At 38.0% G+C, this 13,604-nt stretch carries 10 protein-coding genes; 6 read left to right on the forward strand and 4 right to left on the reverse strand.

What is annotated here, in order from left to right; genetic code table 11:
• Positions 1-45: 45 nt before the first annotated feature.
• A complete protein-coding gene (gene lipB, locus QQK02_RS03555; RefSeq protein WP_407705006.1) occupies positions 46-669 on the forward strand; it encodes a lipoyl(octanoyl) transferase LipB in 624 nt (207 codons plus the stop codon).
• The gene (lipA, locus tag QQK02_RS03560; protein WP_284206568.1) at positions 659-1,627 is read left to right on the forward strand and encodes a lipoyl synthase; all 969 of its coding nucleotides are present in this window, start codon (positions 659-661) and stop codon (positions 1,625-1,627) included. Before lipB ends, lipA begins: the two co-directional genes overlap by 11 nt.
• A gap of 81 nt (positions 1,628-1,708) precedes the next feature.
• On the opposite strand, the gene aroC is transcribed toward lipA, so the two are convergent.
• Both aroC and prmB read right to left on the reverse strand, forming a co-directional pair.
• Positions 1,709-2,794 (reverse strand): chorismate synthase, encoded by a 1,086-nt coding sequence (gene aroC / locus QQK02_RS03565; RefSeq protein ID WP_284206569.1) that lies wholly within the window; start codon positions 2,792-2,794, stop codon positions 1,709-1,711.
• Positions 2,795-2,797: 3 nt separating this feature from the next.
• Positions 2,798-3,733 carry a 50S ribosomal protein L3 N(5)-glutamine methyltransferase gene (prmB, locus tag QQK02_RS03570; RefSeq protein ID WP_284206570.1) on the reverse strand — a complete coding sequence of 312 codons (936 nt, stop codon included), beginning with the start codon at positions 3,731-3,733 and terminating at the stop codon, positions 2,798-2,800.
• 86 nt (positions 3,734-3,819) lie between these two features.
• Between prmB and smrB the strand changes: the two genes are divergently transcribed.
• On the forward strand, positions 3,820-4,359 hold the full coding sequence (gene smrB / locus QQK02_RS03575) for an endonuclease SmrB (protein WP_284206571.1): 540 nt from the start codon (positions 3,820-3,822) through the stop codon (positions 4,357-4,359).
• An 11-nt stretch (positions 4,360-4,370) separates the two neighbouring features.
• Here the strand turns inward: smrB and sixA are convergent, their stop codons facing one another.
• Positions 4,371-4,847 (reverse strand): phosphohistidine phosphatase SixA, encoded by a 477-nt coding sequence (gene sixA / locus QQK02_RS03580; RefSeq protein ID WP_284206572.1) that lies wholly within the window; start codon positions 4,845-4,847, stop codon positions 4,371-4,373.
• Positions 4,848-5,134: 287 nt separating this feature from the next.
• On the opposite strand from sixA, the gene QQK02_RS03585 reads away from it, so the two are divergent.
• From QQK02_RS03585 to QQK02_RS03595, 3 genes are all read left to right on the forward strand, one after another.
• Complete coding sequence (locus QQK02_RS03585; RefSeq protein ID WP_284206573.1) at positions 5,135-7,921, forward strand: insulinase family protein; 2,787 nt, start codon at positions 5,135-5,137, stop codon at positions 7,919-7,921.
• Between the two features lie 132 nt (positions 7,922-8,053).
• A complete protein-coding gene (locus QQK02_RS03590; protein ID WP_284206574.1) occupies positions 8,054-12,547 on the forward strand; it encodes an EAL domain-containing protein in 4,494 nt (1,497 codons plus the stop codon).
• 255 nt (positions 12,548-12,802) lie between these two features.
• Entirely contained in the window at positions 12,803-13,081 is a 279-nt protein-coding gene (locus QQK02_RS03595) for a hypothetical protein (RefSeq protein WP_284206575.1), read from the forward strand.
• A gap of 242 nt (positions 13,082-13,323) precedes the next feature.
• Here QQK02_RS03595 and QQK02_RS03600 read toward each other — a convergent pair whose 3' ends face one another.
• Positions 13,324-13,524 carry a hypothetical protein gene (locus QQK02_RS03600; RefSeq protein WP_284206576.1) on the reverse strand — a complete coding sequence of 67 codons (201 nt, stop codon included), beginning with the start codon at positions 13,522-13,524 and terminating at the stop codon, positions 13,324-13,326.
• Positions 13,525-13,604: the final 80 nt, after the last annotated feature.

Raw genomic sequence — 13,604 nt, forward strand, 5'->3', positions numbered from 1 at the left:
GATTAAAGCTTGCAAGAATCGTTAATTATTCGACAGCTAGCCGACATGGAATATACCCGTGTATGGCAAGCGATGCAAAAATTCACTGATGAACGTGATGACACGGTATTAGATGAATTATGGCTAGTAGAGCATCCGCCGGTTTTTACTCAAGGTCAAGCGGGTAAAGAAGAACACCTATTGATGCCTGGAGATATTCCAGTTGTCCAAGTAGATAGAGGTGGTCAAGTAACCTATCATGGTCCCGGCCAACAAGTGATTTACTTCATGATTAACCTACGTCGTCGAAAAATGGGCGTGAGAGAACTCGTCACACTAATCGAAAACGCTATCGTGGCATGTTTAGCACGCTACGATATTAAAGCATACGCAAAGCCAGACGCACCAGGCGTTTACGTTGACGAGAAAAAAGTCGCATCGTTAGGCCTGCGGGTCAGAAAAGGTTGTTCATTTCATGGTTTAGCATTAAATATTGATATGGATTTAGAACCATTTTTACGCATAAACCCGTGTGGTTACGCAGGGTTAGAAATGATCCAAACGAAGAATATTCAAGGGCCTCAAACGGTTGAAGAAGCCGGCAAGGCATTAACGGAAGAACTTATTACACTATTTAAAGCAACAGACGTTCGCTATGAATCAGGATTAGAACTAGCATATGACCACTAAATCTTCTCGCATTACTCCAGGCACAAAATTACGTGACGCTGAAAAAATGGCGCACATTCCTATTAAAGTAGTGCCTTCTGAGCGCGAAACAATGTTAAGAAAGCCAGATTGGTTACGCATTAAGTTGCCGCGCAGTTCAGAACGTATTGACCATATAAAACAATCATTACGTAAGCATAATTTACACTCTGTTTGTGAAGAAGCGTCTTGCCCTAACCTATCAGAATGTTTTAACCACGGTACAGCAACCTTTATGATTTTAGGTGATATTTGTACGCGTCGTTGTCCATTTTGTGATGTTGGCCATGGCCGTCCACTAGCACCTGATGCAAATGAGCCAGAGAAGCTGGCATTAACGTTAAAAGATATGGCGTTAAAATACGTTGTTATTACGTCTGTAGACCGTGACGATTTGCGAGACGGCGGCGCAAGTCAATTTGCTGAATGTATTAAAGAAATAGACAAGCATGCACCGAATACAAAAGTTGAAATTTTAGTACCAGATTTTCGTGGCCGAATGGATCGCGCACTTGACGTACTAAATGCTCATCCACCGCATGTATTTAACCATAACTTAGAGACGGCACCTCGTTTATATACGAAAGCGCGTCCTGGTGCCAACTATCAATGGTCACTCGATTTACTGAAAAAGTTTGGTGAAGCTAACCCTAATGTACCAACAAAGTCGGGTCTTATGGTTGGTTTAGGCGAAACTAATGAAGAAATCTTACAGGTGATGCGCGATTTACGTGCTCACGGTGTAACGATGTTAACGATAGGTCAATACCTACAACCAAGTAAACATCACTTACCTGTTGAGCGTTATGTTCACCCTGACGATTTTGACATGTTTAAACGAGAAGCCGACAAGATGGGTTTTGAACATGCGGCTTGTGGACCACTCGTTCGCTCAAGTTACCACGCAGACAAGCAGGCAGCTGGTGAAGAAGTAAAATAATCTTACTGGTTAACTAACAACAAAAGGCCCAGAGTAAATACATTTACTCTGGGCCTTTTTTATTTTATATCACTTAGGTTATTAAATTTTTGGAATATCACAAACAACGTCAGCATTTTGGCCACGATGACGTAAAAAATGATCCATAAGTGTTAATGCCATCATTGCTTCTGCAATAGGAACAGCGCGAATGCCAACACAAGGATCATGGCGACCTTTGGTGATAATATCCATTTCGTTACCGTCGACATCAATAGTTTTGCCACTCACACCGATACTCGACGTAGGCTTTAATGCTAAATGGGCAACAATGTCTTGCCCAGAAGAGATACCACCCAACACGCCGCCGGCATGATTTGTCGCAAAGCCATCAGGTGTTAATTCGTCTCTATGCTCTGAGCCTTTTTGATTAACCACTTCAAAACCATCGCCTATCTCCACACCTTTTACGGCATTTATGCCCATTAACGCATGTGCGATGTCTGCGTCTAATCGATCAAATATTGGTTCACCTAAACCAACTGGCACGTGCTTAGCAACGACTGTCACTTTAGCGCCAATAGAGTCTTTTTGACGAATGATGCCACGTAAAGTCTCATCCAATTGCTCAAGTTTTGATTCATCGGGGAAGAAAAATGGATTGCTTTCCACTAATTGCCAATCAAATTGTTCTGCTTTGATATCGGCAATTTGGCTAACACAACCATGAATGGCAATACCAAGCTTTTGCTTTAAGTATTTTTTAGCAATCGCACCTGCAGCGACGCGCATTGCCGTTTCTCGCGCAGAAGAGCGTCCACCGCCACGATAGTCTCGAAAACCATATTTTTGACTATAGGTATAGTCTGCGTGGCCAGGTCTAAAAGAGGTCGCGATATTGCCATAATCTTTAGAGCGTTGATCGGTATTCTTGATCACTAATCCAATTGGCGTACCAGTTGTTCTACCTTCAAAGACACCCGACATTATCGTTACTTCATCTTCTTCTCGACGCGCCGTTGTATAACGTGATGTGCCAGGTTTACGACGATCTAAATCAAGTTGTAAGTCGCTTTCATTAAGCTCAATTCCCGGAGGACAGCCATCGATAATTGCACCTAAACCTAAACCATGACTTTCGCCATAGGTTGTCACTGTAAATAGCTTTCCAAAAGTATTGCCTGACATGAATTACGCTCTTGCTTTAAAAATTTCTGAATATTGTTCTAACTGTGATTTTGTTAACCTGAAAACACCATGACCACCCTTTTCAAAGGTGATCCAATCAAAGTCGACTTCAGGGTATTGTGCTTCTACATGAACTTGAGAATTACCCACTTCACAAATAAGAACGCCCCGTTCACTCAAATGGTTTGCTGCTTGCGCAAGTATCTTACGCGTAATATCTAAACCATCATTGCCGCTGCCAAGTCCCATTTCAGGTTCATGCAAAAACTCTTGCGGCAACGCATCAACGTCTTCTTGATCGACATAAGGTGGATTAGTCACAATTAAATCATAAACTTGCTCTTCAACCCCAGAGAAAATATCAGATTGAATTGGAATAACTTGTTCCATCAACCCATGGCTTTCAATGTTGATTTGGCAAACATTTAACGCGTCAATACTCAGATCAACAGCGTCTACTTCCGCTTCAGGAAATTGATAGGCACAAGCGATGGCAATACAGCCACTACCGGTGCATAAATCGAGGATTCGGCTTGGTTTGCTACCTTCGCTAAGTTGATCGTTAAATTTATTGAGAATAAGTTCGCCAATTGGTGAACGGGGCACTAATACGCGTTCGTCAACATAGAAAGGCAGCCCAGCAAAGTTTGCTTGGTTTGTTAAATATGCAGCTGGAATTTCTTCATTAATGCGACGCTGATAAAGCGCGAGTAACTCTTTCTTTTCTTGTAGCGTTAACTTACAACTTACCACTTGGGAAAAAAGATTATCTGGCAAGTTCAGGGTGAACATCGTTAGAAAAACAGCTTCGTCCCAAGCATTATCAGTACCATGACCAAAGTATAAGCCGGCTTGGTTAAAAGCACTTGCGCCAAAGCGCACAAAATCATTAATTGTAGTTAGTTCTGACGAAAGTTGTTCTATTGGTTGGTCTGTCACCGATAACCCCTTGTAAAATCGATATTGCTTAAAATCTATTGGTGTTCATTTCTTGTTATTTTAGCCAGATGATTTAGACTGCGCTTATGAAATTCAAAGACCTTCTATCTGAACAAGAAAAACAACAATTTAAAGACGCTGTAGGTAAGATAAAACCTATGGTGCAAGACAAGATACACCCAGCGAAAAAAACGGGCAAGCCAAAAACGCAAATCGCGCAAAATAAGACGAAAAAACAGATAGCCGAGTTTCATTTTTCTGATGAATTTGAGCCTAACCTAAACCAACATGGCCCAATGAAGTATGTTCGTGAAGATGTTGACTCGTTTGAGGCTAAGAATTTACGCCGTGGTGTTTATAATCCTGACTTAATACTCGATTTACATGGCTTAGACCAACACGCTGCGAAAAAAGAAATTGCCGCTTTATTATATGCTTGTCAAAAAGAGCATGCGCAATGTGTTTGCATCGTTCACGGAATTGGCTCACGCATATTAAAAAATAAAGTGCCTCATTGGCTAGTACAGCACCCTGATGTAATGGCTTTCCATCAAGCGCCGTTGGAATTTGGTGGTGATGGCGCTCTCCTCGTTCTTATTGAACTCAAAGACAAATTTGTTCGTTAGCTAAAAAATACTTAATGTGAAACCATTGGCGCATTTAAAGTAAGTAATTCACCTAAACTTGTTTCAGGGTTATATTCTATTTGCGCGATTGATGCCGTTTGAAATATTGGCGATGCCGCCCCAGCAGTTAAAGACTCAACTAAATAGCTCACTATAGGCATATGACAAACAAGCAAAATATTGTCATACGTGTTTTCAGCTAACAATCCATCAATATAATCGTGAACGCCTTTAGCATCACCTTCAGGTGTTATCAGTGTTAATGTCTTTACTTTATCTTTCTGCCCAAGTTTAGTAGCGACAATATCTGCTGTTTGAAGCGCACGTATAAAAGGGCTTTGAAAAATCACATCAAAGGTAATTTCGTGACAATGCAGATAGGCTGCCATTTTCTCAACTTCAATTTGCCCATGTTCAGTCAATGCTCTTTGCTCATCTGAGCTTGCATACCCTTGAGCTTGGCCATGACGCATAATAAAAATTTGCATACTACTCTCTTATTAACGGCTTTTTCAAAATAACCGAGGATGTCAGGCTATAGTAATAGAAACTTAACTAAAAACGTATAGTCAGATAAATATTTTAAACTTAAAACTCACTTAACAAGTAATGTATTTAACATTATTTAGACGAATTCAATATAAAGATCAACAGCCCTAGTCAATTGAATTAATTTAGTAACATTATTGTGCTTGAAGTAATCTAGAAATAGTATAGCTTTATAGGTAAAACAATTGCTTAGCTGTTATTGAAGATAACATCTTTGGAGAGTCGCTTGATAAAAAGCCCCAATGACAATAAAAATTATCATTCATTGACCTTGGCAAATGGTTTACGTGTTTTATTGATTGAAAATACCGAAAGCCAAAAAGCAGCGGCCGCACTTGCTGTAAATGTTGGACATTTTAGTGATCCCAAGTCACGTCAAGGGATGGCGCACTTTCTTGAGCACATGCTATTCCTCGGCACCAAACACTTCCCTGACGGCAGCGAATACCAGCAATTTATTTCTAAAAATGGTGGCCACCACAATGCGTGGACCGCAACAGAGCATACGTGTTATTTCCTCGATATTTTTCACCAGGGTTTTGAACATGCACTGGAGCGTTTTAGTGACTTTTTTATCAACCCTTTATTATCGCAAGAGTTTATAGAAAAAGAGCGTCAAAATATCGATGCTGAATTTAAACTTAAATTGAAAGATGATATTAGAAGGCTATACGACGTTCACAAAGAAACCATTAATCAAGCTCACCCTTTTTCGCAATTTAGCGTTGGTAATATTGATACCTTAGCCGATCGCGATGATAGTAACGTGCGTGATGAGCTTGTAGCGTTTTATCAGCAACATTACTTCGCACAAAATATGACGCTCGCATTAGAAGGACCATTTTCAATTGATACATTGAAAGAAATGGCTACAAAGTACTTCAGCGCCATTGTTTCCAACGAAACGCCTAGACCCGCGATTGGTGAACCAATATACAAGCTAGCACATCAGCAAATAAAAATTGATGTTTGCCCTGTTAAAGATGATAGACAACTAATCATTAGTTTTTCACTGCCATGTTTAGATAGCTACTATAAGCACAAGCCCGAATCATTGATTGCCTATCTTATCGGCCACGAAGGGCCAGGCAGTCTTCTTTCATACCTAAAGAAAAAACATTGGGCCTTAAGACTAAGTGCTGGTTCAGGTATCCATGGTTCTAACTTTAAAGACTTCAATATATCGATAGCATTAACGGAAAGAGGTGAGTCACATATTGATGACATCATCGGTGCTTTTTTCAGTTATATGGAGTTACTAAAAAGTGCCCCCATCGATGAAACCTATTTTGAAGAAAAGAAGGCAATTTCCGCACTATCCTTTAACTTTCAAGAACGCGTAAAACCTATTGAATCGGTAAGCCATTTAGTGATGAACATGCATTACTACCCTAGTGAGCATTACATTTATGGCGACTACATTATGGAAGATATTAATCAGCCATATCTAGAGATGATAATGTCTTATTTAACGCCGACTAATTTACGTATTATGCATGTATCGAAACAATTAAGTTATGATACAACAAGCCACTGGTATCAAGTGCCCTACTCGGTTACTCCGATTACGAATGAACAAATTACTAGATGGCAGTCTCCTGAACCTCATGATGATATTCATCTTCCTGAGAAAAACCCTTATATCGTTAAAGCCCCTAAAATTGTCGAAAAGGAAAAAATACAATCACAGCCTGAGATCATAGACAAAAGTAATGGTATTACCGCTTGGTTCAAACAAGACCAAAGCTTTGAAATCCCCAAAGGTTACATCTATTTAAATATCGACATACCTGTGTGTGTAAGTAGTGACATCAATATCGCGATGACACGACTGTTCATTAACCTCTTTTCAGATAACGTAACTGAAGAGCATTACAATGCCGAATTAGCCGGAATGCATTACCACTTATACCCTCATCAAAGTGGGATGACATTGCAAATATCAGGTGTCAGTGAGAAGCAGCCATTGCTTTTAGAAAAGTTATTAAACTCTTTGCGCAATCAATCGTTCTGTGAAGAAAAGTTTAATCTTTTTAAATTTCAACTCATCAAGTACATAAAAAACACGCAAGATAGTAAATCAATATCGCAACTATTTTCTGCTTTAAGCAGTACGTTACAACCTCAAAAATTAGGGGCGAAAGACTATATAGAAGTGCTCAATAGCGTCACTTATGAATCGTTTATCTCCTTTTATCAAACGCTTTTTACACATATCTACCTAGAATTTTTTATTCACGGTAATTGGCAACAACACCATGCTCAAACAATGACGAATATTATTAAAACAGGTTTTGCTAACTGTATTGATGATAACGCTCAACTTGAAGTACCAGTAATAGATACCCGTGGTGAAGGCACTTTGAATCACTTCATTACACTTAAAGATCACGATCAAGCATCGATTATCTACTTTGCTTTTGCTGACAAATCTATTCAAACCATGGCATATGCAATGGTGGTAAGCCAGTTATTGTCGCCGCACTTTTTTGAACAAATGCGAACCGAAAAACAGTTTGGTTACTTGGTCGGTGTTGGTTATGTACCAACAGGCTATTTTCCAGGCATCGCACTTTATATTCAATCACCTCATACCGACGCAAAAACGCTTTCTAACGAGATTAGTTTATTTGTTGCCTCTAGTATTGCACTTGTTGATCAATTAACAGAGCAAGAGTGGCACTCGTTAAGAGCAGGCCTTGCCGGTCAGTTATTAGAAAAAGACGCGAGTTTACGAATTAAAAGCCAACGTTTTTGGGCGTCAATAACCAGTAAAGATGTTAAGTTCAACAACAAGAATCGACTGATAGATGTCGTCAGTAAAATGGAGTTAGACGAGATAAAAGCATTCATTTCGACCAACTTGCTTGATGATAGCAATCTGTCGATTTCACCAGATCATATAAGGCTTTTGACTGAAGGCGCTGCAGAAAACAACATAAAATGTAGCGTTGGTAGTGACTTACAAGAAGTTAGCAATAAACTGCTAAAAACAGGTAAAATAAAATATTAATTGGCCGATAACGTAATATCGACCGATTTTATTGACTTAGGTCTCTGCATCACATTAAATGGTTGAAACATTTACAAAACAATAACAAATGTGTGATGTCGACGTTTTCTTTTTTATAGCTAGGTAGTATAAGTGCTGTTTTCTCTTTTCAAGAACAAGCTGGGTTATTTTTTCTTACTGCAACTATTGTTGTTAGTGTCTTTATCACCCTCCATTTCTGCATCCCCTTTCTCACAAGAATTAAAGTTTGACCGTTATTCAATGAAAGACGGTTTATCTCAAAGCTTTGTTTACAGTATTGCAGAAGATGAAGAAGGCTTCATATGGATAGCAACTCAAGATGGTTTAAATAGGTTTGATGGGGAAAGTTTTAAAGACTATAAATCGATTGTGTCAAACCCAAAATCTATTGCAGATAACTTCATACGAAAAGTATTTATCGACTCAGATAATACACTATGGGTTGGCACAAGTTCAGGACTTAGTCGGTATGATAGAGAGTTAGATCAATTTACTAATTTTTACCATCAAGAAGGAGAAGTAAACTCTTTAGCTGATGATGTTATTTGGGATATTTTTGAAGATTCATCAAGAAGTTTATGGGTATCAACATCTTTAGGCCTTCATAAATTCAATCAAGAAGAAGGAAATTTTCAAAGAATTAGAATTCGAGGTTTTGAATCCAAGCTAAGAGAAGTAAAAAAGATCTACCAAGATAAAAAAGAAAACTATTGGTTTGGTACTTTTGACAATGGTATCTATGTCTCAAATAAAAACTTAACTTATACCTTCGGATTACATGAGTCAAATAATCGCTTCGGTTTATCGGTTGAGGCCAATAGTCTTTTTGATATTCGTTTTTTTGAAAAGTATTACTGGCTAGCTACAGATATAGGTCTAATAAGATTAAACGACTCAATGACCCAAGCAAAGGCTATCGATTTGAATCTATCAAAGTCTGATGCCAATCTAGAAGTAGACAAAACAGTGAGGGCTATAGAAGTTGTCAGTGAAGATCAGTTATGGTTAGGTACTCACGATGGGGTTATATTACTTGACGTATACTCTTTTGAGACTTCAAAGCAAAATACAAAGGATAGCTATTACTCTTTAAGTAGCGATAAGGTATATAGCTTATTTCAATCCAAGTTAGGTAAAGTGTTCATCGGCACAAAAAAAGGGTTGAATGTTTTTAATCCACCTACGAAACTATTTGAACATGTACCAATTAATGAAACTGTTGAAACTATTACCGAAACCGATGATGGTAACTTATGGTTTATTACTGTAGGACGTGGATTACAACTTTTAAGTGAAGATGGGGTGATACAACTTCCTTTTCATTTTGCTAACAATGTTAATTATTTGACTCCATCTACTAACAATACGTTACTTGCTCTTACAAATGATAATGAAGTATACCAAATTGATAGCCAATCTTTATCTTATAAATTATTGTCCAAAATAGATATTGATCTATATACGTCCCATTTTAATTTTTTAACAGATAAACAAAATAAACTCTGGTTTACAAATACTCAAAAAAGCTTAGTCGCGTTAGATCTAAATACTTCTGCTCAGGTAAATCTGTCCGATATTGACAATATAGTAGCAATTGATATTTATGAAAATAGTATTTGGTTACTATCCGAACAAGGTGTTTATGAGTATACACCTAACATATCTGAATTGAAGAAATTCGATCTCCCAGAAGAGTTGTCTCCTTACATTGAAATTTCAGAATCAATAAAAATTTCAAAATCTTGGATTTGGTTAACAAGTCAATCAAATGGGTTAATAGCAATTAATAGAGGTTCGAAAGTAGCCAATATTATAAATACTGAACTAGGTCTTATAAATGACACCATAAATTCTATTGAAATTGATCAATCTGAAAATGCATGGCTTACAACTACGAAAGGTGTTTCTGTAGTAAACTCAAAAACATCCTCAGTTCAAAATTTTTATAATGATTTCAAACTAGAATCAAATGAGCCAATTTTGTCATCTGCGGAGTTAACAAATGATAATTTCCTTTATTATGGAGGAACCGATGGAATCCACAGAGTTGATATAGATAAAGCTCTAAACCTAAAAAAAGAAATAAACGAGCCAATTCTAACTAATTTAAAAGTGCTCAATAAAAATATATCACCGACAAAAAACAATAAATCGATTCTTAAGTCACAATTAAGTCAAACAGATTTATTTACATTAAGCCACGCTGACTCTCCTTTTTCGATAGAGTTTGTTTCTCCTAATGCCAGCTTAAATGGGCAACTCGGTTACAAATATAGATTAACAGGGCTAGACAGTAACTGGATAGAAACAGACACTAATAACAAGCGAGCGACTTATACGAATCTTAGTGCTGGTTTATACACATTTGAAGTCCAAGCTTTTGACAAGTACCATCCAGAAATTAGAAAATCAAAAACCATTAAAATCAATATTTTACCGCCTTGGTGGTTATCAAGCACTGCAATTTTTGCATACGTACTTATGATAATGGCTATCGTTGCGTACTTTATCCAACAAGGTCGATATAAAAGGCAGTACAACTTACAAATCAAGAAGAGTGAGGAAAGGCTTAAACTATCGTTATGGGGTAGCGGTGATGAAATGTGGGATTGGAATATTTCCACAGGAAAAATTTATCGCTCAAATATTTGGGGGATTCTGGAATTCCCGCAAGATGGTCGAAGAAATTTAGGTACTGAACAAACAAATATTCATCCGCAAGATATACCGCGTGTTAGAGAAGCATTAAACGAGCATTTTGAAGACGACTCTACTCACTTCGAAGCAACCTACCGGGTAAAAGGCAAAAACGAAAAATGGATGTGGATTCTCGATCGAGGCAAGATTGTAGAAAGAGACAAGTCTAACGAACCTACCCGTATGACGGGTACGCTCAAAGATATCAGTCACATTAAAACGGCGGAAGAGCGATTAAAACTTTTTGCAAAATGTATTGAGAATATCTCTGATGCGGTGATCATCTATGATCGTCAATTTATTACCGTCGACGTAAATAAGGCTTATCAAAAGATAACCGGGATTAATCGCCAATCAATGCTTGGTAAGTCGATGAAGTTCACTCGCTATTCAGAAACCTTTAATCAGAATGTTAAAAAACACCTGATCACTAAAGGAAGTTGGCATGGCGAAATTGAAAGTATACGCGCGGATAAAGAGCTTTACTTAACTGATCTAAACATTGATGTGATTCGTGACGAAAACAACAACATCTCACACTTTGTTGGTGTATTTTCAGATATTACTCAACGCAAGAAAACTGAAGCGGAACTGAGAAAGCTAGCAAACTCAGATACCCTAACAGGCTTGCCTAACAGATCATATTTCCAAGCCAATCAAGCCAAGCTTGTTAACAATAAAATCCCTCATGCGCTACTGGTATTCGATTTAGATAACTTTAAAAAAATTAATGACTCTATGGGCCATGAGGTTGGCGACGTACTTTTATGTAAAGTTGCCGATAGAATGTTAAATGTAGGCCGCAAACAAGATTCAGTTTATCGTTTAGGTGGTGATGAGTTTAGTTTAATTATTGAAAATACAAATGATATTCACACGATTACGACCATCGCTAAAGATATCCTCAAAACCATTGCTCAACCTTTAAAATTAAAAAGCCAAGAATTGGTGTTATACAGCAGTATTGGTATTGTGTTATTCCCTGAAGATGGTGCCTCACCACAAGAACTCCTAAAAAACGCCGATACCGCGATGTATCACGCAAAAGATCAAGGCGGTAACAAATACCAGTTCTTCAGTGAATCAATGAACAAACAAGCAGTAAAACGTCTTCAAATAGAAAACTTAATCCGCCATGGCCTAAAAGAAGACTTCTTCTCTGTATTTTTCCAACCTAAAATAGAAATCAGCACGGGTAAAATTTCAGGTATGGAGGCGTTAGTGCGCTTTGAAACGCCAACTAAAGGTATTATTAGTCCAGGTGTTTTTATCCCTGTTTCAGAAGAAACCGGTCAGATCATCGATATCGGTGAGGTAGTTTTAAGAAAGTCGTGCGTCGCGACCAAGAAGTGGGTTGAGGCTGGTCTATTTAAAGGTCGTATTGCTGTAAACCTATCGGCTGTTCAATTTACACAGCCAAACCTAGTTAAAATGATCAGTGATATATTAGATGAAACCGGCTTAGAAGCTAAGTACCTAGAGCTAGAGATTACCGAGGGTACTGTTATGGACTCTCCGCAAGAAGCAATTGATACCATGCTGCAGATTCGAGCCATGGGTATTCATTTATCGCTTGATGACTTTGGTACAGGCTACTCATCTTTGGCTTACCTTAAAAAGTTCCCACTTAATACACTTAAAATAGACAAAGCATTTGTTGATGATATTGAGTTATCTGACCAAGGCCGGAATATGGTGGCGACCATTGTAACGATCGCTCATAACTTAGGTATGAATGTTGTGGCTGAAGGGGTGGAAACAGAGCCTCAGTTAAGCTTTTTAGCTGGATTACGCTGTGAGCAAATGCAGGGCTACCTTTATAGTAAACCACTGTCAGAAAAAGACTTTCAAAACTACCTTGTTTCTTACCGTATCACAGACAAATCAACTAAGTTTATCACGCCATAAAGAGGACCAGGTATCTAACTTGGTTCTCCCTAAATACTACGTTCAAAATGTTTTCCTCAGCGTTATCAAAGTAACTCGTACACAACCAGCCAATTTTATACGACGACATAAAATTGGCTTTTTAAATCGCAACGCTAAAATTTATATAAATATTTTTTGACACACCCTTGTAACCCAATAAAAACAAGCCATTAACACTTTGGCACTATTTATGCTTTCTAATAATTGATTTTCAATTAATAGGGAAAAATAAAAATGATCAGTTCAATTGTTTTAGCACTAGGGTTGGCAACTTCACCAGTGACAGATTCAGCTCCACAAGCAGCAGTAGACACTCAAGCATCAGATGAGCAGGTCCGCGTTGGTCGAACTAAAGTTCGTATAGCTAACGATTATCTAGAAGCAGGTCGAACTAAAGTTCGTATTGCTAACGATTACGTAGAAGCGGGTCGCACAAAAGTTAGAATTGAAGAAGATTACCAAGAAGCTGGCCGAACTAAGGTTCGTATCGGTCGTACGAAAGTTCGTATTTAATTTAAATTAAAAATCAAGCAGGTAGTATTATGATTAAATTTATTAAAAGCTTATTTGTTGAAGAGATCAGTGAAAACCCGATCGCTGCACGCATTGAAATCAAAGAAGTATCAGCAAACACTTGGTGGAGCTAGTACTTCTAGCTAAATGACCTAACTCTCCATTTAGCTACCAAAATCAAAATCTAGATACGCTACACGGACGTTAGCGCCTATTTTAAAAGGAATTAATGCAATCCCATTCTACGCATTAAACAATAACGCAGACATACCATACTGGCGATATAGCTTCATACGCTTTTGCATGTTAAACATTGGTAACATCAATGGCCCAAACAGTAATCCTGCAAACGCCCAGCGCTTTTTCCCTAAACCACTACAGACCGCTTGAACATAAAAATAGCAGGCACTTAACATACTAATTAAGATAATAAGTAACAACATAACTTCTACTTGAAAATAAAATTAGAGCAACAACTCTACAAAAAGTAAAAGCATGATACCAAAAGCATAATGCGATTAAA

The sequence above is a fragment of the Thalassotalea eurytherma genome, from assembly GCF_030161415.1.
Lineage (GTDB): Bacteria > Pseudomonadota > Gammaproteobacteria > Enterobacterales > Alteromonadaceae > Thalassotalea_G > Thalassotalea_G eurytherma.